The 22,471-nt window shown below is 42.8% G+C and carries 20 protein-coding genes; 10 read left to right on the plus strand and 10 right to left on the minus strand.

Going from position 1 to position 22,471, the window contains the following annotated elements:
* Positions 1-4 precede the first annotated feature (4 nt).
* Positions 5-2,233 (plus strand): sodium-translocating pyrophosphatase, encoded by a 2,229-nt coding sequence (locus CWD77_RS08650; RefSeq protein WP_101073169.1) that lies wholly within the window; start codon positions 5-7, stop codon positions 2,231-2,233.
* A 102-nt stretch (positions 2,234-2,335) separates the two neighbouring features.
* Positions 2,336-2,998, plus strand: a complete 663-nt coding sequence (locus CWD77_RS08655) for a hypothetical protein (RefSeq protein ID WP_101073170.1) — start codon at positions 2,336-2,338, stop codon at positions 2,996-2,998.
* Between the two features lie 7 nt (positions 2,999-3,005).
* Here CWD77_RS08655 and CWD77_RS08660 read toward each other — a convergent pair whose 3' ends face one another.
* A complete protein-coding gene (locus CWD77_RS08660) occupies positions 3,006-3,743 on the minus strand; it encodes a class I SAM-dependent methyltransferase (protein ID WP_101073171.1) in 738 nt (245 codons plus the stop codon).
* Positions 3,744-3,838: 95 nt separating this feature from the next.
* On the opposite strand from CWD77_RS08660, the gene pyrF reads away from it, so the two are divergent.
* The 6 genes from pyrF (at position 3,839) to CWD77_RS08690 (ending at position 8,993) form a co-directional block, all read left to right on the plus strand.
* Positions 3,839-4,678 carry an orotidine-5'-phosphate decarboxylase gene (gene pyrF, locus CWD77_RS08665; protein WP_101073172.1) on the plus strand — a complete coding sequence of 280 codons (840 nt, stop codon included), beginning with the start codon at positions 3,839-3,841 and terminating at the stop codon, positions 4,676-4,678.
* Entirely contained in the window at positions 4,671-5,120 is a 450-nt protein-coding gene (gene rnhA / locus CWD77_RS08670) for a ribonuclease HI (RefSeq protein ID WP_101073173.1), read from the plus strand. Before pyrF ends, rnhA begins: the two co-directional genes overlap by 8 nt.
* 37 nt (positions 5,121-5,157) lie before the next feature.
* Positions 5,158-6,507, plus strand: coding sequence for an MFS transporter (locus tag CWD77_RS08675; protein ID WP_101073174.1), 1,350 nt, complete (start codon positions 5,158-5,160; stop codon positions 6,505-6,507).
* A gap of 178 nt (positions 6,508-6,685) precedes the next feature.
* Positions 6,686-6,862, plus strand: coding sequence for a histone H1 (locus CWD77_RS08680; protein ID WP_101073175.1), 177 nt, complete (start codon positions 6,686-6,688; stop codon positions 6,860-6,862).
* Between the two features lie 159 nt (positions 6,863-7,021).
* Positions 7,022-7,501 (plus strand): PH domain-containing protein, encoded by a 480-nt coding sequence (locus tag CWD77_RS08685; protein ID WP_101073176.1) that lies wholly within the window; start codon positions 7,022-7,024, stop codon positions 7,499-7,501.
* Positions 7,473-8,993: a PH domain-containing protein gene (locus CWD77_RS08690; RefSeq protein WP_165779115.1), complete on the plus strand. Its 1,521-nt coding sequence runs from the start codon at positions 7,473-7,475 to the stop codon at positions 8,991-8,993. Before CWD77_RS08685 ends, CWD77_RS08690 begins: the two co-directional genes overlap by 29 nt.
* Here the strand turns inward: CWD77_RS08690 and CWD77_RS08695 are convergent.
* A complete protein-coding gene (locus CWD77_RS08695) occupies positions 8,978-9,346 on the minus strand; it encodes a response regulator (RefSeq protein WP_101073178.1) in 369 nt (122 codons plus the stop codon). The two genes, CWD77_RS08690 and CWD77_RS08695, sit on opposite strands and share 16 nt — an antisense overlap.
* Positions 9,347-9,493: 147 nt before the next feature.
* A complete protein-coding gene (gene gcvP / locus CWD77_RS08700; protein ID WP_101073179.1) occupies positions 9,494-12,403 on the minus strand; it encodes an aminomethyl-transferring glycine dehydrogenase in 2,910 nt (969 codons plus the stop codon).
* A 283-nt stretch (positions 12,404-12,686) separates the two neighbouring features.
* Here gcvP and CWD77_RS08705 point away from each other — a divergent pair, with 283 nt between their 5' ends.
* Positions 12,687-13,517 (plus strand): ZIP family metal transporter, encoded by an 831-nt coding sequence (locus tag CWD77_RS08705; protein ID WP_101073180.1) that lies wholly within the window; start codon positions 12,687-12,689, stop codon positions 13,515-13,517.
* A 17-nt stretch (positions 13,518-13,534) separates the two neighbouring features.
* Here the strand turns inward: CWD77_RS08705 and CWD77_RS08710 are convergent, their stop codons facing one another.
* The 6 genes from CWD77_RS08710 to CWD77_RS08735 all read right to left on the minus strand — a co-directional run bounded on the left by CWD77_RS08710 (position 13,535) and on the right by CWD77_RS08735 (position 20,428).
* Complete coding sequence (locus tag CWD77_RS08710) at positions 13,535-14,185, minus strand: DUF2459 domain-containing protein (protein WP_101073181.1); 651 nt, start codon at positions 14,183-14,185, stop codon at positions 13,535-13,537.
* Positions 14,186-14,247: 62 nt separating this feature from the next.
* A complete protein-coding gene (locus tag CWD77_RS08715; protein ID WP_101073182.1) occupies positions 14,248-15,024 on the minus strand; it encodes a gamma-glutamyl-gamma-aminobutyrate hydrolase family protein in 777 nt (258 codons plus the stop codon).
* Positions 15,014-16,021, minus strand: a complete 1,008-nt coding sequence (locus CWD77_RS08720) for an amidoligase family protein (RefSeq protein ID WP_101073183.1) — start codon at positions 16,019-16,021, stop codon at positions 15,014-15,016. The genes CWD77_RS08715 and CWD77_RS08720 overlap by 11 nt, the downstream gene beginning before the upstream one ends.
* Before the next feature lie 78 nt (positions 16,022-16,099).
* Positions 16,100-18,532, minus strand: a complete 2,433-nt coding sequence (locus CWD77_RS08725) for a penicillin acylase family protein (protein ID WP_101073184.1) — start codon at positions 18,530-18,532, stop codon at positions 16,100-16,102.
* 97 nt (positions 18,533-18,629) lie between these two features.
* Complete coding sequence (locus tag CWD77_RS08730; RefSeq protein ID WP_165779116.1) at positions 18,630-19,388, minus strand: DUF481 domain-containing protein; 759 nt, start codon at positions 19,386-19,388, stop codon at positions 18,630-18,632.
* A gap of 143 nt (positions 19,389-19,531) precedes the next feature.
* Positions 19,532-20,428 carry a dimethylarginine dimethylaminohydrolase family protein gene (locus CWD77_RS08735; RefSeq protein WP_101073186.1) on the minus strand — a complete coding sequence of 299 codons (897 nt, stop codon included), beginning with the start codon at positions 20,426-20,428 and terminating at the stop codon, positions 19,532-19,534.
* Positions 20,429-20,602: 174 nt separating this feature from the next.
* Between CWD77_RS08735 and CWD77_RS08740 the strand changes: the two genes are divergently transcribed.
* A complete protein-coding gene (locus CWD77_RS08740) occupies positions 20,603-21,523 on the plus strand; it encodes a DUF58 domain-containing protein (protein ID WP_101073187.1) in 921 nt (306 codons plus the stop codon).
* A gap of 3 nt (positions 21,524-21,526) precedes the next feature.
* On the opposite strand, the gene CWD77_RS08745 is transcribed toward CWD77_RS08740, so the two are convergent.
* Positions 21,527-22,345, minus strand: coding sequence for an SDR family oxidoreductase (locus tag CWD77_RS08745; RefSeq protein ID WP_240596743.1), 819 nt, complete (start codon positions 22,343-22,345; stop codon positions 21,527-21,529).
* Positions 22,346-22,471 lie beyond the last annotated feature (126 nt).

The following is a 22,471-nucleotide window of genomic DNA, read 5'->3' on the forward strand; positions in this document are numbered from 1 at the left end:
AACTATGGTTAATACAATACTCTACTTAATACCGGTGGCTGGGGTAATTGCCCTTCTTTACACCTATTTTAAATCTGCCTGGGTAACTAAACAAGAAATTGGAACCGAACGAATGGAGCGCATCAGCAAAAGTATTGCGAGCGGTGCCATGGCATTCCTGAAAGCTGAATATCGGGTACTTGCCGTATTTGTACTGGTAGTTGCTGTAATACTTGGCGTCAGTGCTGACCCTACCACCTCAAGCTGGATGGTAGCGATCTCTTTTGTGGTTGGTGCTATCTGTTCAGGTTTGGCTGGATTCATAGGAATGAAAGTTGCTACCAAAGCCAATGTCAGAACTACTCATGCTGCACGAACGAGCCTTGGAAGAGGACTTGAAGTAGCATTTGCCGGTGGTTCCGTTATGGGACTTGGTGTAGTTGGACTTGGTGTACTTGGACTTAGTTTATTATTCATCATTTTTGGTAATGTTTTTGGCCTTGAAGGTGGAGAAGCCGTAAATAAAGTATTGGCTATTGTAACCGGATTTTCCTTTGGCGCTTCTTCTATTGCACTTTTTGCGCGTGTTGGCGGTGGTATTTATACCAAGGCTGCTGATGTTGGAGCCGACCTTGTAGGTAAAGTTGAAGCCGGAATTCCCGAAGATCACCCATTAAACCCTGCAACGATTGCAGATAACGTTGGTGATAACGTAGGTGATGTTGCCGGAATGGGTGCTGACCTTTTTGAATCTTATGTGGGTTCTATAATTGGTACTATGGTGCTGGGTGCAGCTTTTATTGCAGGTGCCACAATTGATGGAGCTGTTTGGGCAGATGCCTTTAACGGACTTTCTGCCGTGATGCTTCCGCTTGTTCTTGCTGGTGTTGGAATTCTGACTTCTATTCTTGGAACATTCTTTGTACGTGTGAAAGAAGGTGGCGATCCCCAGAAAGCATTGAATATGGGTGAATTTATATCAGCTTTCGTAATGCTTGTAGCTTCTTTCTTTATTATTACCTGGATGCTACCTGAAACATGGACATTCAACGGTGAAGTTTACAGTAGCATGGGAGTTTTCTGGGCCACTATCTTCGGTCTTGCTGCCGGACTTGGAATTGGCTTGATCACTGAGCACTACACCGGAACCGGAACTAAGCCGGTTTGGTCGATTGTGAAGCAGTCTGTTACAGGATCTGCAACAAATATTATCGCCGGACTTGGTGTAGGTATGATCTCAACTGCGATCCCTATTCTTATTATCGCTGTTGCAATTATCGGTGCTTATGAATTTGCCGGACTGTACGGTATCGCAATCGCCGCTGTTGGAATGCTTTCAAACACAGGTATTCAGTTAGCTGTTGATGCATACGGACCAATATCTGATAATGCCGGTGGTATTGCAGAGATGGCCGAGCTTCCCGGTGAAGTTCGTGAGCGTACCGACAAGCTTGATGCTGTAGGTAACACTACCGCTGCTATTGGGAAAGGTTTTGCGATCGGTTCTGCCGCACTTACTGCACTTGCTCTTTTTGCCGCTTTCATTACAGCTTTTGAGGCTGTAAACCCGGGAGTAGAGGTAATTATCAGTGTAACCAATCCTTCTGTGATGGCTGCACTGTTTGTAGGAGCAATGTTACCATTCTTATTCTCTGCTCTTTCTATGAATGCAGTAGGACGTGCTGCAATGAGCATGATCGAAGAAGTGCGTCGTCAGTTCCGTGATATTCCAGAATTGACCAAAGCACTTGCTGCCATGAACCGTAACGAAGGAAAGAAATTAGCAGACTGGTCAGATGAAGATCGTACTACTTTTGAAGATGCTGACGGTAAAGCCGAATACGAAAAATGTGTTGAGATCTCAACTCAGGCTTCTATTCGTGAAATGGTAGTTCCCGGCCTTTTAGCCGTGATCGTTCCCGTTCTTTTCGGCTTTGTACCAGGATTTATCAGCGACAGCCCAACTCTCGGTGCTGAAATGCTTGGTGGTCTTCTTGCAGGTGTAACTTCTGCCGGTGTTCTTATGGCACTCTTCCAGTCTAACGCTGGTGGTGCATGGGATAACGCCAAAAAGATGATCGAAGAAGGCGTGACTATTGACGGTGTTGAATACGGAAAAGGCTCTGAGCCTCACAAAGCCGGTGTTGTTGGAGACACTGTTGGTGATCCATTCAAGGACACTTCAGGCCCATCTCTGAACATCTTGCTTAAGTTGATGTCAGTTGTTGCACTTGTGATTGCAACAATGATTTAACTTCAACTTAGATAGTTTACTAAGTTTTAAAACCCCGGCGAGAAATTGTCGGGGTTTTTTATTTGTTTTCAATTGAAACTCAATTCAAAATGAACGTGATCTATGACTGACATTTTTAAACTTATTTATGAACACGATTTACGCCTCGATCAGCTTAGAGAACGACAACTGGACCGTAATAAGCAGGAGGTGTCAGGCAGCATTGAAGACTTTCTGAAACCCGACCCGACCTATTCTAAGTTTTACTTTTCAGGCAGTCTGCTCAGTAAAAATGAGTTTGGGTTGAGTTGCATGGTTCACTTCGATGAATTTTTAGATCGATTTTCCTCAGCTCTATCTGACTATCAGGTTTACCGGCGGGATCAAAGGGTTAGCCTAAAAGAAGCCGTAGCAGATACAGAACTTGGAATACCACTCATTCTTACGAAGAGTGAGAGTAACGCCTGGACGGATTTAGATTTAAACCTGGACATAGATAGCAACGTAGGTCACAAGAAAGAGGGTCTGTCTGAAGTGTTGAAGAGTGAAGACTTGGTACTCTACAAAGAACCGGCTCATAATGGGTTTGATCTTCATCTGTTTTCCCGAGTAAACATATACAACTCCTTTTTTGAACAGTTTCAAAAAATGGTCTCTGAAAACTTTCGGTTTTTCAGCATTAATGGAAAGAGAGTACGTTCAGAGCGTAAATTCTATTTTGAAACGTGGACACTGGATCGTCCGCCACACGGCGTAGAAGAGGTGTTTAAGGAAACGGTTCTTTAATAAGTCATTACTGTAGTTTTGCGATCATAATCATGCGTGGAGAGTCTGACTGAAATACCCCGCCCTCATAATCACCATAGGTTTTAGTGATTTCATATCCGGAACGATTGAGCTCAGATTTAAACCAATCCAGATCATAGAGTTTTACTCTCTCTATATATTTTACGGGTTTATCCAATGATTCTCCTTTAAATTGAATGGATTTAAATACCATCTCATCTTCAATTTTCCGGGTAACCTGATAGGCAAGATTTTCATAAACTCCGCTTTCGGACGGTACTAAATTTTTCTCCACATACTCGGGGTTCAGATAGTCGATAAAAAGTATTCCGTCCTTTCTGAGATTTTTAGCAGTTGTTCTCAAGATGCGTTTGTTCTCTTCATCTTCCAGAAAATAACCAAATGTCGTGAACAGGTTCACAATCGCATCAAACTGTTTGGGAATGGGATCTCTCATGTCCCTGATATAAAAATCAACGTTTTTAAGGTTTTTCTCTTTTGCATTGGATTTGGCCTTTTGGATGGCCTTTTTCGAAAGATCAATACCAGTAACATGATAGCCCCTTTTTGCCAATGCTAAAGAATTACGCCCCCGTCCGCATCCCAAATCAAGGATATTTTTATAGTCCGAAACAGGGATTTCTTTCTCAATCAAATCAGCTATTCTGGAAGCTTCCTTTTCGTCACGTTTCGAGTATAATTTTTCGTAAAGGGGGCTGTCAAACCAATCCTCAAACCAGCTCATAGCTTATTTACCTGTCTGTTTATAATTGCTTGAATACGGGCTCAATCTTAGGCTTTTAATTATTATCTTCCAAAAGTTTAGAATTAAAACCATTTATGAATTACACAGAAAAACTAAAGCGTTCAGTAAAATCTTCAAATTCTATTCTTTGTGTGGGGCTGGATCCGGTTCCTGAAAATATACCGCAAACATTGCGGAACCAATATAAAGATGACGCTGAACTGATTTTCGAATTTTGCAGAAGAGTAGTTGAGTCTACTAAAGTTCATGCTTGTGCTTTTAAACCAAATGTCGCTTTTTTTGAGGCATTGGGCGTGCCCGGCTGGGAAGCATTTGAAAAGCTTTTGGATGTAATACCCTCCAACCGAATTGTGATAGCGGATGCTAAACGGGGCGACATTGGAAATACGGCATCGATGTATAAACGAACATACTTCGATCGCTATCAGAATGATGCTATAACACTGAATCCATTAATGGGTCTGGATACATTAGATCCGTTTATGAATGACTCTTCAAAAGGGGTTTATGTTTTAGCGTTGACTTCAAATTCCGGTTCAGCAGACTTTCTGCAACGCCGGTTCCAGGGGCGATTGTCGCTCGGGGAGTATATTTCGGAGGAACTGTCAAAAAAGCAGTCCGTTTGTTCAACACACATTGGAATGGTTGTTGGTGCCACACAAATCGAATCCATTGCGCCCGTGTTAAATGCTTTTCCGCAATCAAATTTATTGATTCCCGGCATTGGAGCTCAGGGGGGATCCATTGTGGAATTAGATAAAGCGCTGGACAGGCATACCGGTATTCCGGTTGTTAACTCATCTCGAGGTATTATTTATGCAGGAGGAGATGAGGAAAACTGGTCGGAGTTGGTTTCTGAAAAAGCATCTGAATTAAAAGAAAACTTAAATAGAATTACCGTCAGATATGTCTGATAAATTACCCGAAGTTATCCTCTATACAGATGGAGCATGCAGTGGAAATCCCGGACCGGGAGGGTGGGGAGCACTGCTGATGTGGAATGGAAAGCGCAAGGAGCTCAGCGGAGGCGCGCCCGAGACGACCAACAATCGTATGGAGATGAGAGCAGTTATTGAGGGTCTTAAAGCCCTGAACAAAAGATGTCATGTAAAGATACATAGCGACAGTGCTCTGATTATCAATGCATTTACACATGGCTGGATAGAAAACTGGCAAAAACGTGGTTGGAAAAAATCGAATAAAAAGCCGGTTGAGAACAAAGAGCTTTGGCAGGAAATGTTGAAAGCAGCTCAGCCGCATAAGGTCAGCTGGATCAAAGTGAAAGGACATTCCGACAATGAGCTCAATAACCATGTGGATGCTTTGGCGGTTGCAGAATCACAAAAGTATCTCTAAACAGAGTAGTTGCCAATAACAATGATATCTCGACAGAATGAGAAGAGCCCGTAAAGAAACCCCTCGTGCATCCAATAAAGAAATATTTGGGTGGGCAATGTTTGATTTTGCAAATCAGGCATACACGCTGCTTATCATCACAGTGATTTTCCCTGTACTGTTTACCACCGTAATTGTGGGCGATGCTGATAATGATTTCCGGCTGGGGAATTTGCTGTGGAGTATTGCGCTTTCTGTCAGCTACTTTTTGGTTGTGCTTTCAGGGCCCATTTTTGGTGCAATCATGGATTATTCGGCGTTAAAGAAAAAGTTTCTTTTTTATAGCTACTTGCTAACGATTTTTGCTACGGCCTTACTCTATTTTGTTGAACCCGGCCTGGTTGTTCTTGGAGTGATTTTAATTATTATCTCTAATTTTGCCTACTCCATTGGGGAAAACTTTATTGCATCATTTCTTCCCAGTCTCGGACCGCCACGCGACCTTGGGAAAATTTCAGGATTTGGCTGGGCGCTGGGATATATAGGCGGATTGGTAGCTGCCGGGTTTGTAATTGTTTACCTGGGAGATGCTACTGCAGAAAATTTTGAGCGTATACGATGGGTTGGCCCGTATGCAGCTCTGTTTTTTATGCTAACGGCCATCCCTACATTTCTTTGGGTTAAAGAGCCCGGAGCCCGAAAGGAGTTGCCTGCCGGTGAGACTTTCGTTTCGATGGGTTTTAAACGGTTAGGAGATACCATGAAAGAGATCGGCGAATTTCGCGATCTGGCCATCTTCCTTATCTCGGTTTTTTTTGCAATGGCAGGAATATATATCGTTATCTCGTTTGCATTTATTTACGGTGATCAGGTTGTGAAATGGAATGAAACCGTTCGGGTTTTAATGTTTGTAGTAGTACAGATCACTGCGGCAATCGGAGCATTCTCCTTTGGTTTCTTACAAGATCGTATAGGCGCAAAAACAACGTACAATATCACACTGCTGCTCTGGTTTTTGGGGGTTTTAGGAATATGGGCAGTAACAGACATTACCGATTGGATAAATCTGACATTTAGCACGGAATTCGAAGCACAATATGTTTTTCTCTATATCGGTATTATAGCGGGATTGAGCCTGGGTTCTAGTCAATCAGCCAGCCGGGCATTGGTTGGATTGTTTAGCCCGGAACAGAAATCAGCAGAATTTTTTGGCTTTTGGGGACTCTCAAATAAGATTGCCGGTGTATTCGGGATTATTGGTTTAGGACTTTTACAGGCCGAATTTGGACTCCAGCAATCTGTACTCTTTTGCGCATTTCTTTTCCTCATTGCTATTGTGGTTTGTCTGTTTGTAGACCAACACAGAGGCGAAAAGGCAGCGGACTGGTATCACGATAACAGGGAGTGAAAATTTAACAGCAGATTTTCCGCCATTTTTCTTAGAAAATTTGAAAAAAAGGTAGGTTTTATCCCCTAATATGTTAAATTAAGCCGATTACAGTACAGGGATGGAAAAAAAGTCTTTGCACTTAAAAACAAGATGGGAAATCTCATCAGATTAATTACTAACTAAATGGAATATTGATATGAGCAGAATGGACGAAATCAAAAACCTGACAGCAGAGTTGGAAGGCGATCTTGACAAGTTTTATAACAAAGGTAATAAGGCTGCAGGTACTCGTGCCCGTAAACAACTGCAAGACCTGAAAAAGCTCTCTCAGGAAATCCGACTTGAGATCCAGGATATAAAAAACAAAGACTGATAAAGTCTACCACACTATTTTAGAGCCATCCCGATAGTATCGGCGGTGGCTTTTTTTATGCGATCGAGATTCGAAATACCCGCATCAAACCGGTATTAAAAATCCTGTTATATCTCTCGATAATCGTGTAGTTTTAGTGCTCACATAACAGCAAGTTTTATGAAGAATACTCCATTTCACAAATTACCTCCCCGGGCTATCAGAGTCTGGCAATTGGGAAGCTCTATCGGGAATCTGTTTTTCTTTGGTATCCCGGCAGTTTATGCGGCTGTGTTTGGAATGGAATCATTTCACTTTTGGATAGTTGTTACTTCATCTGTAATCATCGCTTTAATATGGGTTTTTTCAGTTGCTGTGCTGCCATATTTAAGTTGGAAGAACTGGCGCTATGCTGTAGATGCAAAGGAGATTGACTTAAAGAGAGGAGTATTGATAAAAAACCGAACGCTGATACCGCTAAGTCGAGTCCAGCATGTGGATACCCGTCAAGGACCTCTATTACGCTGGTATAACCTTGCCTCGGTTACAATTTCAACGGCAGCTACAACGCATGAGATTCCTGCATTGGATGAGGTTATTGCCGATCGTGTTCGGGATCAGATTTCCAAATATGCACGTCTGGCTGAAGAAGATGTTTGAATTTCAGAGACAGCACCCGGTAGCAGCGGTTAGCAGGGCTCTCAGTTTAATTAGAGGAAACCTGATTACCATTATTGTCTTTCTGGTCGTGGGTGCCCGAAGTGAAAGTTTTCCTTTTCTATGGTGGATAGGCGGAGGTTTTGCATTTCTGCTTATAGTGGGAGTGGCCAATTGGTGGAGATTTCTGTTTAAAGTTGAAAATGGTGAATTGCATATCAAAAGTGGAGTATTTGTAAGGAAAAACCTCTATCTGTCAAAAGACAGGGTGCAGGTTATTGATATTACATCCGGTGTACTGCAAAGAATGTTCGGTCTGGTAAGAGTTGATATCCAGACGGCCGGTTCAACATCCCGGGAAGCTGCAATTGACGCAATCACAATTCAAAAAGCGCAGGAAATTAACCGCTTGCTTCGGGCCGACGAGTATGCTGATGAATCAGAGGATCAACAATTCAAGCCGGAAGAGAAGCCCCATAAAGAGTTTAAATTACCCGCTAAGGAGTTGCTTATTGCTGCCTCCACCTCAGGAAGTTTTGGAATTGCTCTCTCAATTTTAGCTACAGTTTTTTCACAAATCGAACCTCTGATCAGTGAATCTGAACTTTTTGAGTATCTATTTGAAACCCTGCCTTCCCAAACCGATTTCATTTTTTTCCTGACTGTTATCGTCATATTTGTAGTATTTGCATGGCTGCTTTCATTCTTTAGCACACTGTTTAGTTATGGGAATTTCAACCTTACAGTTAAGGAGAATGAAATGGTTATTACACGGGGGGTTTTTGAGAAGAAAAGAGTGACGGTGCCATATAATCGAATTCAGGCTATTCATGTTGCAGAGGGGATGATACGTCAACCCTTGGGCTATGCATCGGTTCATCTGGAAAGTGCAGGTTACGGAGACGAGGCAGGTACCGGTTCAATTGTACTGTTTCCTCTGGTGAAAAAATCTGAGGTACTTTCTCTACTGGATGAGGTGGTTCCCTCTTATCAGAAAGAGATGTCCGGGCTTGCACTGCCTAAACGATCATTGAGACGTTATCTGTTTCGATCTACATTTCTCGTAACAGCAGCTACTGCGGTGTTATACTTCTGGCTTGAATTGAATAACTGGATATGGATTATTCCTCTGCTGGCACTATTCTGGGGATGGTTAAAATACAGAGCTGCCGCAGTTGCATGGGCAAAAGGAGCATTTATCTTCAGGAGCAGAACTCTATCCAAGTCTACAGCTTTTATTAATAGGAATAGAGTACAGAACCTTACCATTAGTCAGAGTCCATTTCAGCGTTGGCGTAAATTGTGTACGGCAGAGATCTATGTAGCATCCGGCGACCGGGGAAAGTCATTTTCAGTTCGGGATATAGAGGCAGAAACCGGTATTTGGCTGCTGAATGAGATGCAAAGAAGAAAAGGTTCAGAGACTAAATCTGAACCTTTAGAAAAAGATGATCGAATAATTGAGTTGCCGGGTTGGAATCAGGCTGCAAACTGAACCGTTTGAATAGCTTCCTGCAGTTGATTAACCTTTACCGGTTTTAGCAGGTATGCAGAATTGGTGACCGTTACGGCTTCCTGTCTGATTCGCGCATCATTTTGAGCCGTGATATAAACAACCGGCACATTCGAATGAGTTCGAATAGACTTCATCGCTTCAATACCGGATACGTTATCTGCCAGCATGATATCCATGATAACAAGATCAGGATTCATTTTTTCAACAGTTTCAATCGCATTACGCCCACCGGGACATGTTGCAAGTACATCATAGCCTATCGAATTGGCCATTTTCTTTAAAACAATGGAGAGCAAACGATCGTCTTCAACGATGACAACTTTTTTATTCATAATGATTAATCACCTAAGAGTATTTTTTATAAAAGTACATGAAAAGCTACTCAGGTTCAGTTAGCATTGCATAAATTAGCTGATCATTGATGAGAATTTGTTAATAAAAGGGCTCAACTCTTATTGAGCCCTTTAAAATTAGACGATTCAGACTGCTGCCGGTTCCTGGCCCTCAGCATATTCTTCAATAGGCAGACACGAACAAACAAGATTTCGGTCGCCATAGGCATCGTCAACCCGACTAACGGCCGGCCAGAACTTATTGAAACGCAGCTGAGGCAGAGGAAAGACTGCTTCCTCACGCGTGTATGGATGAGTCCACTCGCCTGATGCGATAACGCGCATGGTGTGAGGTGCATTTTTCAGAACATTATCTTCAGAATCGGCCCTGCCTTCTTCGATATCTTTAATTTCATTTCTGATTCCGATCATCGCATCACAGAATCGGTCCAATTCCTCTTTTGACTCACTTTCTGTAGGCTCTATCATCAGTGTGCCGGGAACAGGGAAAGACATCGTCGGAGCATGGAATCCGTAATCCATCAAACGTTTGGCTACATCAGGTGCGTCAATTCCCGCACTCTGCTTAAATCCGCGAACATCAATGATAAACTCATGAGCTGAACGTCCGCTTTTTCCGGTATAGAGAACCGGATAGTGATCTTTGAGCCGATCCTTGAGATAGTTCGCATTCAGTATGGCAGCTTCGGTAGCTTTTGTCAGTCCGTCTGCTCCCATCATTCGAATGTAGGCGTGTGAAATTGTAAGAATACTTGCACTTCCCCAGGCAGCGGCTGCAACAGCCGGAATAGACTGATCTGAACCGGCTTGAACCACATCATGCCCCGGAAGGAACGGCTTGAGTTTTTCTACAACTCCGATTGGCCCCATGCCGGGTCCGCCGCCACCGTGTGGAATGGTAAATGTTTTGTGCAGATTGAGGTGGCATACATCCGCACCGATTTGAGCGGGTGAGGTGTAACCCACTTGGGCATTCATATTGGCTCCGTCCATATACACGAGCCCGCCATGATTATGAATGACATCACAAATCTCTTTGATGTCCTCCTCAAACACGCCGTGTGTGGATGGGTAGGTAACCATTAAGGCAGAGAGTCTGTCGCTGTATTTTTCAGCTTTCTCACGGAGATCAACCAGATCAATGTTACCATTTTCATCGCACTTGGTAACAACAACATCCATTCCTGCCATAACTGCACTTGCAGGATTCGTCCCATGTGCTGAAGAAGGGACAATCGTTACGTTGCGCTTAAGATCACCATTGGCATGATGATATCCGCGAATAGTCATCAAGCCGGCATACTCGCCTTGAGCACCGGAGTTAGGCTGAAGGGATACGGCGTCAAAACCGGTAATTTCTGACAACCAATCTTCCAGTTCCTCAAATAATTGATGATATCCCTTGGCTTGATCAAACGGAACAAATGGATGAATTTTACCAAATTCCGGCCAGGTTAAAGGGATCATTTCAGCCGTTGCATTGAGCTTCATAGTGCAAGAACCCAGAGAGATCATCGAATGTGTTAAATCCAGGTCACGGTTTTCCAGTTCTTTCAAATAGCGCAGCATCTCATGTTCGGAGTGATACTGATTAAATACCGGATGTTCGAGATAGGATGAAGTTCTACTTAGATTTTCAGGATAATTTACTTCTACATTTTCGGCCTCTTTTCGAAGGTCGAAGGAAAGTACATTATCACTTGCTTCTTCAAAGATTTTCAAAACTTCTTCAGCATCTTCAAGATGTTTGGTTTCATCAAATGAGATACCGATCAAACCATTTGCATAGCGAAAGTTTACCTTTTTCTGCAGAGCCAGCTGTTTAATCTTTTCAATTGTGGATGAGTCGATACCTGATAAAGTGATGGTATCGAAGTAGTGATTATTTACAATAGAAAAGCCGAGGTTTTTCAACCCTTTGGCAGTCAATTTTGTAAGACCGTGAATTTTTGAAGCAATTCTTTTCAATCCTTGTGGTCCGTGGTATACGGCATAAAACCCGGCGATAACAGCAAGGAGTACCTGGGCCGTACAAATATTGGAGGTCGCTTTTTCACGTCGGATATGCTGTTCCCGGGTTTGAAGCGCCATTCTGTAAGCTACATTTCCTTCAGTATCCTGAGAAACCCCGATAATCCGTCCCGGAATCTGTCGTTTGAATTCCTCTCGGGTTGCGAAAAATGCGGCATGTGGTCCCCCGTAACCCATGGGGACACCAAATCGCTGTGTGGATCCAACAACCACATCGGCTCCCATTTCACCGGGAGGAGTGAGAAGTGTTAGCGACATCAAGTCTGCGGCAACAGCTACGTACACACTATTTTCGTGAGCAGCTTCAATCAGGGATGAAAAATCGTTAACAGATCCAAAGGTGTCAGGATATTGTAATAAGATTGCAAATAAGTTTGGATCCGTTACATCCAGATCTTCAGGTTTACCAACCTTGATGGCAATTTCTAACGGTTCCATTCTGTTTTTTAGAACGGAGAGCGTTTGAGGATGGCAATTTTCTGAAACAAACAGTGTATTTGCGGATTTCCGCTTTTTCCCTTTTCTGCGACCGTGAAGCATTGAAGCTGCTTCAGCTGCAGCTGTGCCTTCGTCAAGCAGAGAGGCGTTAGCCAATTCCATTCCGGTCAGATCAGAAACCATTGTCTGAAAGTTGATTAGAGCTTCAAGTCTGCCCTGGGCAATTTCTGCTTGGTAAGGAGTATAAGCCGTGTACCATCCCGGATTTTCCAAAACATTTCTCAGGATGACATGAGGGGTTACAGTATCATAATACCCCATCCCAATGTAGGATTTGAAAATCTTGTTCTTGGAGGCTGTCTCTTTGATGTGCTCGATGTAGTCTACTTCACTCAGAGGTTCAGGTAAATCCAGCGGTTGCTCGAGTCTAATATTTTGAGGAATAGTTTCGTCTAATAGCTGTTTAACAGATTCCGCTCCGGAAACCTCCAGCATCTCTTTTATTTGATGATCGTCAGGACCGATGTGGCGATTTGCAAAACGCTCTTTATCAAATGAAATCTTCATGAAATGGGAATAATTTTATAGCTTAAAAATGATTTATTGAGCAAACAATGTTTTTTGAAAAACGGTTCAGTTGCACGTTAAAAAAAGCATAAAACAGACCGTTTAAACTCCAAATACTCATATCTAATAAAGATACGATTTTTTAGGGCTCATTACATCCCCGGAACTTTTCTTTTTAAAACAGATGAAGAAGTTTTTGTATTATCCCTGATAAGGCATTTTGATAAAAAGTTTATATATTTAGTCAAGGCTAAATAATTGTATATTCAAATCAAAAAGAGTTATGGAACTAATTCCCAAATGGTTTTTTGAACTAAACCCTATGATTCAAGCCCTCATTGGAGGACTTTTTACATGGGGAATGACAGCATTGGGCGCTGCCGTTGTATTTATGACAAAAAATGTTGGCCAAAAAACTTTGGACAGCATGCTAGGATTTGCAGCCGGGGTTATGATTGCCGCCAGTGTTTGGTCGCTAATCATTCCTGCCATTGAAATGACGGAAGCAATGGGAGGAATTGGCTGGATTCCTGCTGCAACAGGATTTTTAGTAGGAGGCCTTTTCCTGAGAGTTTGTGATGCTTATTTGCCTCACCTCCACATTGGCTTGCCAAGATCTGATGCAGAAGGTGTAAGTACAAGTTGGAGGAGATCTACTCTTTTGGTCCTTGCGATCACACTGCATAATATTCCCGAAGGACTGGCAATCGGTGTGCTTTTCGGTGCAGCGGCTACGGGAATTGATCCAACTGGAACAGCCACTATAGCCGGCGCAATTGTATTGGCAATGGGTATAGGAATTCAGAATCTACCTGAAGGAACAGCCGTTTCTGTCCCACTGAGGCGAGAAGGTGTGGGAACGGGGAAAAGCTTTTTTTATGGACAACTCTCCGGTGCGGTTGAACCGGCTTTTGCCGTCTTAGGTGCACTTGCAGTTATATTTGTCCAACCCATTTTGCCTTTTGCCTTGGCATTCGCTGCCGGCGCCATGATCTATGTTGTTGTAGAGGAGTTGGTCCCGGAATCTCAACTGCATGGGAATACGGATTTGGCAACCCTGGGTACCATGGTTGGATTTGTATTAATGATGACGCTGGATGTTGCTTTGGGATAAAATTTAAATTCTGCGATTTACTCCTGGATGACAGTCCCCTCCTTGGAGGCCTGTTGAATGACGTTGTCTGAAGTAAATGCATAAAAAGGCGAAATGGGGTAGCCGGTTTTTCGCAAAGCTTTTGCCGTCCATTTGTTGGATGTTCTTGGTAGGATATAGGTTCGGTCCGATTCAAAAAACAGACTATTCCGGTAGAGGCCCTCACCGTAAAATATGGGTTGATCGTTATCATCTACTTTAATGGACTCCCGAACAAATTTACCAAGTTCGGATGCTCCCTCTTCAGTGATTTTAATCTTAACGACTTTACTGCCCGAAAAATAGTGCTCTACCGGACTATCAAAACCCACGATGTGTACTGCGCTTTTTGTTGGCAGTAACGCTGCACGCATCATCAGCCAAAAGCCAGCCTCAAGATCGGAGTAGTATCTGGCATCTCCCCATCCAAATTTTAAATAATTAGTATCAGGCATATCCGGATGATCGGGAATCTGGTTGACGATATATTCCGATTCAATTGCAATTCCTGCATGCCATCCATGGCTCACAATGTAAACCGGAATGGATCGAAGGTCCGGATCTTCAGGGTATAGATCGTGTGTAGACTTCAGACAACCGCTGAAAATCACCACAGCTAATAATAAAAGTAAAGATTGATTCAGCTTCATCGGAGTTGGATTTCTTATCCGGAAAGTAACGGATAAAGAACAAATCTCAGAATGATTGGTGATTAGCGGGCATGTTTAACGAGTTCTTTAAAAACATTTCTTTGCCTCTTGATTTGAATCAAATACTCCGGATGCCACTGAACGCCGATTACAAATGGATAATCGGAATGTTCCAATCCCTGGGTTATCCCTGTATGAAGCTCTTTTGCCACCAATTGAACTCCCTGTCCGGGTTCATGAATGGCCTGGTTGTGAAGTGCATTAACATTGCAGATATCCGTGCCAAGTATGTTATTCAGCTTTGAATTCTTCTTAATCCGGACTCTTTTTTTAGGAAAAATAGAAGCGATTTGAGGTCTTTCTGTATAAAATCCACTGATATCCTGATGCAGCGTACCCATAAAATGAACGTTCATCAGTTGCATTCCGCGGCAAATTCCAAGTACCGGTTTATTAAGCTGAAGAGCTTGTTCAAGCAGAGTGAGCTCAAGCTTGTCTCTTTTAATATCGATCGGGGCTGTTTTAGTGGAACGGAAATATCGACCGATCCAATAGATTGGGAATAGGATAATCGATAGTATCCATTCAAAAATGGTTCGTCTATCTTTAACTAAAACGGATCTTTCTATCCGTTCCTGGCCATATTTTTTGGGTTCAACATCGGCGCCGCCTCCTAAAATGAGTCCGTCAATTTGGTCTATTTTAGCGGGCTTACTCGGTGTAATCCGAAGTGGAGAACCGCCTGCAAGACGCACGGATAGTGAGGTAAAAAACCACGCTGCTCCGCCCCCATGATCCGGTCCGGTTATTCCAATTTTGGGCCTTTTTTTATTGAACATCTTTTACCCATCGATCCATTAGTTTAATCCATTTATTTTCAAAACGGATCAGAGTATCTCGCTTCATTTTTAAATAGGCTCTTGCATACTGATTGAGTGATTTTTTATCTGATGCCAATTTTTCAACCAATACCCATCGATTCCACTCTTGAGCCAAAAACCAATTCTCATCTTCAAGAGAGCAGTTTGGCAGTCTGTAGTGATAAGTAGGGCGCGATGAGGTTAATGTATCTTTGATGAGCGAGGAGGTCAGATTTTTGTTCAAATACATGAAAAGCGGCAGCAGATCAAGAGGTCGATTGCGGGAATTTCCAAACTCAAAGTAGTCACGAATAAACTGCTCAAGATCAGGCTTATAATCAGGATTTAGAATGTGCTGGATATAATTTTCTTCATACTCATTGATAAAAGGTGTAAGCCTGCGACTAAGATTGATTTTTGAATCTTTTCGAATCCAATTATCGAGCAGTATATAGGCTTTCAGGTGATTTAAAATACTACTGACGGAGTAATCAGGAACTTCAGGATTCAGATGAAGGCCAAATGCATAAACAAACGAACTTCCGGTTCCCTTTGCTTCGTGCTTGCGAAGTTTATCTACCATTTTGGTAAGCCGGCCCATTTTTGAAAGTGGGATAGGTGGTGTAATGATTTCAAACGGCACTACAGAGGATGCCATATCTTTTAATGAGTCCTCGAGGGATTCTTTACGTTTATAGGAACTGAGATCAATTCCGATTTTTTGGAAAAACTCCTCATACTTTTTTTCTCTCAGTAGCTGGGCGTCAAGCTCGAGCTTAAATGTGCCGAGTGAAGTGTCTGTTATGGAGTACTCATAAGTTGAAATTTGATGAACGTCTCCTCCATATAATTCCTGCAGCATATGAGCTACAGTTTCCATGGAAACTCCGGTAAACTCAAACTCATACCCAACTTTTCGCTCCTCACCCTCAGGATTATTCCTTACCGGTGGCGATTTGAATTCTATATCATCCATGAATTAGCTTTAGGGAAATCATCAACTGTATGTATAGAAAGCATTTGGAAGATGATAAGTTTCATACGGCCGGAAAATTCAAGAGTCACCAAAACGAATGACCAGTGGGTAATTTTCACTGTCAGAAGGAATTTCTGGCAGGAAATTAAGCTCAAATAGTTCACCGGTTGTCCAAGACTCAACAAAAGCGTCATAAGATTTTGAGCCCGGATTACCACTCTGTCCGCCCGGATAGACACCGTAGCCTCGAACTCCGTTTGGATCGAGTTCAACCACCATTCTCCATGACGGGCCGTGACTCCCCCAAACTGCATTGACCGACTCATTACTTCCGTCGGTGAATAAGTCGTAAACTCCCATGCCGGGAATTTGGCCCAGATGGTTCAAATTTGTGTTGTTGTAATGTCCCCACATCCACTCGTCCGGTTCAACACCGAATCGTTCTTTTAAATTCTGAACAGCTTGTTGAAATGCGGGATATACAAGGTCATTAAACTCTTCTGTTTGATCCGTTTCCGGATTATCAAACCAGGACGACTGTGGATTGCTGACAAGCAAATCTACTGTTACGTCGCGTTCGGGAGTCCGCATTGGGATATCTGAATCAAATTTGTTTGACCAGATAGCACTGTAGAGTTCACGCCACCACTCCCTGAAAACAGTGGGAGCAACCAGTTCACCTTTGTTGAGGTAATCCCAGCCGTTGAGTTTATCAATAAGATTTGTCTCAGTTTCATCGAGCTGTTGATTATTCAGAGCTGCGAGCATGGGAGGCAGGGCGCGCTCAGCATGATAGCTGTAGGAGTCCATCAACAAGTCGCTGAAATCTTCAACTGTAATGTTTCCCACTTCGGCCAGCCGATCGTTAATTCTTCTGCCTCGTTCGAAAGGTGCAAAAGATTCACCCAGATAGTATGGATAGTTTTCATCGACGGGGTACTGGTTTGCTGCACTCAGATATCCACGGTCGGGATTGAGTGAAAATGGATTGTGATCATAGGGAATGTACTCATTCCAATCGTACCTGGAGTCGGAACCGTCGCTTACAGTTCTGCCCTGAAACTCCCATTTCAGCGGAAATTTCCCACCGGTTTGAATAGCTATGTTTCCATCTGTTCCGGCATAGTTCATATTCTGAGCGGGCGCTTTATACGTTTTAAAGGCTTCTTTAAAATCTTCGTAGTTTTCTCCGCGATTCAGTTTGTAGAAGGTCAGGAGTTCGTTCGAAGGTTCGTGTCCGATCCATTTAAGTGCATGGTCTTGCTGAATGGTTTGGCTGATCGGAGTCTCTTCACGTGTTTCATATACAGGTCCGTGATGTGTAAAAAGAATCGTATCCTGTACGGCGTGACCCGATTTTGATTGAATAACCTCAATTCGCTCAGTAGTTGGGAGCCATTCACCATCATGGAGATAATGCGTTCTATCCTCATCCTGGAATGTAATTTCATACCAGTCCATTACATCTGCACCGGTATTTGTTGATCCCCAGGCAATATGATCATTGAAACCTACGATAATGGTGGGCGTGCCCTGAAGACTGACACCATACGCATTCTGATCCGGTGTGTGAAGCTGAACTTCATACCAGATAGAGGGCATACTCATATTCAGGTGCATGTCGTTAGAGAGAATCGGATAGCCGCCTTGAGTTTTGCTTCCATCCACAACCCAGTTGTTACTTCCATTAAATGGGTGTGGCTGCCAAAGTTCAATCTGATCTGTAAATGAAGGTTGATGCAGTTCATCCGGACTTTGTACTGCCATCGGTTCAAAATTCCATTCACTGCCTTCCGGTACAATTGGATCCATCAGTTCCGGTCTGGAGCTCAAGAACCGGTTGACAAAATCCTCACCGAGGTGTGCCATTGTGTTGCTTGTGCGAACATCTTCAGAGCGTGCCGCTAGCATCTGTGTCATGTATTTCAGCAGCAGCGCCGTATTGATCGGTTTCCACTCCTCAGGTTTTACGTCCAATATTTTGTACTCAACCGGATAATTTTTGTAGTTGAGAGTCTGAATGTATGCATTGACACCATCTGCATATGCATTTATTGCATTCGAAATAACGGGATCTGAACCAATTTCTTCCATTGCTTTTTCTGCACCGTACAGCATCCCTAGGCGCCGCTGATTTTTATCGTATTCGATCATTTCATCCCCCAGCCACTCGGCAAGAAATCCCCCGGCTGCCCTAATCTGAAGCTCCATCTGGAATAATCGGTCGCGAGCGGTTATGTATCCCTGAGTGTAGTAGAGGTCGTAGTCGTTCTGTGCGAAGATGTGGGGGACCTGACGTTCATCAAAATAAACTTCAACAGGTTCATTCAGTTCATTCGATTGGAGCGATATTTCACCTGCTGCCTGCTCTGTTTCGGCATTTGCCCAGAAACCGCTTGTCGGATGAAAAAATGATCCGACCGGTGGAAGTGGCCCCAGCTGCAGTGAATAGGTAAAAAGAAGTATCCCAAGAAGAATGATTGAAAGAAAAGCGTAAATTTTGGTAACCATCAGCACATTTTTTTATTAATCATTTCAAGGTTACCAAAATTGATTGTAACTGAAAAGTTTAGTTGTAGCGGAATGAGTATTTAGGGTGCAATCATTTTTAAAATGACAGTACAATCCCATTTTTCAATTCGTAAGTCAGGTTTGGTACATCAATGACAGGTTCTACGTCATATGTCATGCTAAAGCTGACCCTGAATGTGAGTGAGCGACTCATCCTGATATTGAGTTGGTTTTCTGATGTAGCTCGCGGCTTAAAAAATCGACTAGGTCTGGCCTGATAGTAGCCAATCATAGTGAGGGATGTTTGTGGGTTGAGCTGACCCCGAACTACAATATTGCTTGTACTTTTGATGAATTCATTTTTCACGGTTACTGCATCACTTAATCCCCACTCTTCAAATTCGTACATGAATCCTGTGGAGATCCGGCCCATTAAATTGGGTTGTGATAAAAACGTATATCGAATTCCAACTCCTGCAATTGCGCGGTTTAGCAAACCCAGATTGTCGTTGTACTGATACTGGACAAAACCTTCCGGAGAGAGGGTATTCTTTCGATGGAGTGTAGACCGCAAATGTACGTAGCCGTTACTGACAAGTGAATTGCCGTCGACATTTACAAGGTCAATATTTGTAAGCAGCAGATATCCGTGTTTGTCAGAAAAGTAGGCCGCATTCGCCTGTCCGCCTACTTTTATAACTCTATCGTTAAATTTGTTAAGTGAGAAATCGGCCCCTAGTTCTCCGGTCCAGCCGGTGGTGTCGGCATCGGCACGAACTCGTTCCACGTTAAGTACCTGTGCCTGCAATGTATTTAGAGAGAGAAAAAAAATGAAAAGTAATAACAGTGTTCGCAATGTACTGATGATTGGTTAAACGTTGGACTTATTGAACTGGATTACTCAGTTGTAGGATTCAGAATAAAAAAAACGGAATCGCGTGCAGAACGATTCCGTTAAAGTTTAAAACTGTGGTGTAAACAGAAAAAGAAGCAAGAAAATTACCAAAGAAGCATTTTCATGCAGAAAACACTCCCGCCACTTTTAATGTATTCGAATGTACTGTACTCGTGAACTGAAAAACCTGCGTCACGTAATTTTTGATTTACGTCGGTACATCCCTGCTGGATGAGCACATTTTTTCCATCCGGACAAGTTGCGTTAACCGCAAACAATTTCTCAGCTTCATACTGTGTGGCTTCAATAACATTTTCGAAGAGTTTGTGAATCATATCCAGGCCTTCTTGCTGAAATGCATCAGGATAGATCAACACGCTGTTTTCATTCAGCATGGCCATGCAGGTATCCAGGTGATAGAATTTCTCGTCGGTTAATTCAAGAGCCACAACCGGAGTGTCAAATTTTTCTGAAATCTGGTCATAGGCTTTCAAAGATGAGCGAAAACCGTAGCCGCCCCAAAGCAGTCTCTTCTTAAAGTGCCAAAGTGCATCTCCCATGCCTTCAAAATCGTCGACTTGAGAGTTGTCAAGATATTCAACCTCATAACCCAATTGTCGGTACCACTTTTCAATATGCGGAACTTCATCTTTCCGTTCCGGAGAGTGCATGATGCTCATCAACACTTTCTTATTTCCATCTTCATCGATAAATGGCAGGCTTTGATTGGCACAGAAAACCATGTCCGGTAATCCTTCAACACCATCTAACTGATGAACATTAAAACCGAGCTCTTCATATCCATCTACAAGATGTTCCCACTCATTGAGAGCCTGCATTTTGTCCACGCGGCCCACGTGATCTTTCATATGCGGGTTGATCACATACTCCACATCAAAGTAAGTCGGTTTTACCGTTAGTACCTGTTTAGGTGCAGGCATAGATGGGATATCAGAAAGAGTGAAATCGATTTGATCAGCAGAGGTGTAAATTTTTTTCATTTCTATAGTTTTTTAGTGAAGTCTCTCGGCCAGGCCATGAGCAATTGGCCTGTTAAAATTACATCGCTTAGTTTACAGTATACAAGAGTAAGAAATTTCGCAGCCATCTTCCAAATATAGCATACAATTAAAATCAGTTTTTGCCGATAAAGTCTAAAAAGTATAGGTTCTGTTATGCTATTGGATTCAGACATATTAACACAGTTAGCGCCACTGGAGATAAAAGCCCGAAGAATTGTTGAAGGGTTTATATCCGGGCTCCATAAAAGTCCTTATCACGGGTTTAGCGTAGAGTTTGCGGAGCACAAGCCTTACAATCAGGGAGATGATTTTAAACATATTGACTGGAAGGTATATGGCAAAACCGAACGTTTTTATGTGAAGCGATATGAAGCGGAGACAAATCTCCGGGCTCATGTAGTTCTGGATATCAGCAGTTCTATGAATTACAAATATTTTGCTGAGTGGAGCAAATTGAAGTATGCAATCCATTATGCTTCTGCTTTGATGTATATGATGCATCGACAGAGAGATGCTTGCGGTCTGGTACTGTTTGATGATAAGATCCAAACACAGTTTCCGGCTAAATCGTCCTATACTCACCTCAGATTGCTGTTTACGGAACTTGAAAAAGAGCTGAAGGCTGAATTGAATCAATCCAAACCCAAAAAGAAATCCGCTTCTGCAGAAGCACTGCATTCATTGGCAGAAAGTCTTAAAAACAGGAGCCTTGTGGTGATTATTACCGATCTTTTTGAAAATGTAAGCGGTCACGATTCCTTGATCTCCGCTATGCGGCATTTACGGCACCAGCGGCACGAGGTTTTGTTGTTTAATGTTCTGGAGCATAAAAGTGAAAGAGAACTCGACTTTCCGGACGGGCGTTACCTTTTTGAGGATATGGAGACAGGGGAAGAGATGGAGATGAATCCGTCACAGTTTAAAGAATCATACAAAAAGAAAGTGGACGAGTTTACTCAGAAATTCAAAATTGAATGTAATGAGGCCGGCGTGGATTTTGAAGAGATTGACACACAGAAACCGTTTGATCTTGCACTCCTGGCCTATCTGAATAAACGCAAACGTCTGGGTTGAGAATCAGGTGACGCTTACTCGTTTCAGGATTTTGTTGAATAACTTTGGTACCCATCTTTTCAGATATACGCCTACAATTTCAGCTCCGCCTAAATAGATTTCTTCTTTACGGGAGGCCAATTTTGGGATCAGTTTTTTAGCGAATTCATCGGGCGGCATAGCATTTTTTTGGCCTTTACCCATTTTGTTAAATTTTTCGCCTGTGCCGGTCAGGGCGTTAATTGTAACGTCTGTTTTAACGTAACCCGGACAGACGAGTGTTACCTCGACGTTGTGCTCATAAAGCTCTTGGCGCAGTGAATCGAACCATCCATGCAGGGCATGTTTTGAGGCAGCGTAGGTGCTTCGGAACTTGGTGCCAAATTTCCCCATTACGCTGCTTATTACTACAATATGTCCTGATTGCTGCTCAATGAGTGTAGGCAAGAGAGCTTTTGTGAGGGCCACGGTGCCAAAAAAATTAACCTCCATAACCCGGCGCACGGTAGACATTTCCGTTTCAACTGCATAGGACCTTTGGCTAACTCCACCGTTGTTAATGAGCATGTCTATATGGCCAAACATGGTGAGTGCTTCTTCAACTTTATCTTTCATTGCTGAAGTATCCGTTAAATCAAGCGGCAGAATTTTGACACTCTCTTCGCCATCCTCACAGTTGCTCTTTACGCGCTCAAGTTCATCTACACGGCGTGCAGACAGAATTAAAAGTGCTCCTTTTTTGTTAAATTCGTACGCAAGAGCTTCCCCAATTCCGGAAGAAGCTCCGGTAATCCAGATTACTTTTTTTTGAAGACCCATTTGCTGAAGTTTGTTATCATTCAATCGAAATATAGTCGATTCATCGTCAACTCTAAATCTAAATTGAATAAACCGGGTTGATACAATCAGATTCTGTATGGGAAGTTTTAGTTACCAAACTCAAATAGCGTCAAATTAATAGAACTCAAA

The sequence above is a fragment of the Rhodohalobacter barkolensis genome, from assembly GCF_002834295.1.
Taxonomy (GTDB): Bacteria; Bacteroidota; Rhodothermia; order Balneolales; family Balneolaceae; genus Rhodohalobacter; species Rhodohalobacter barkolensis.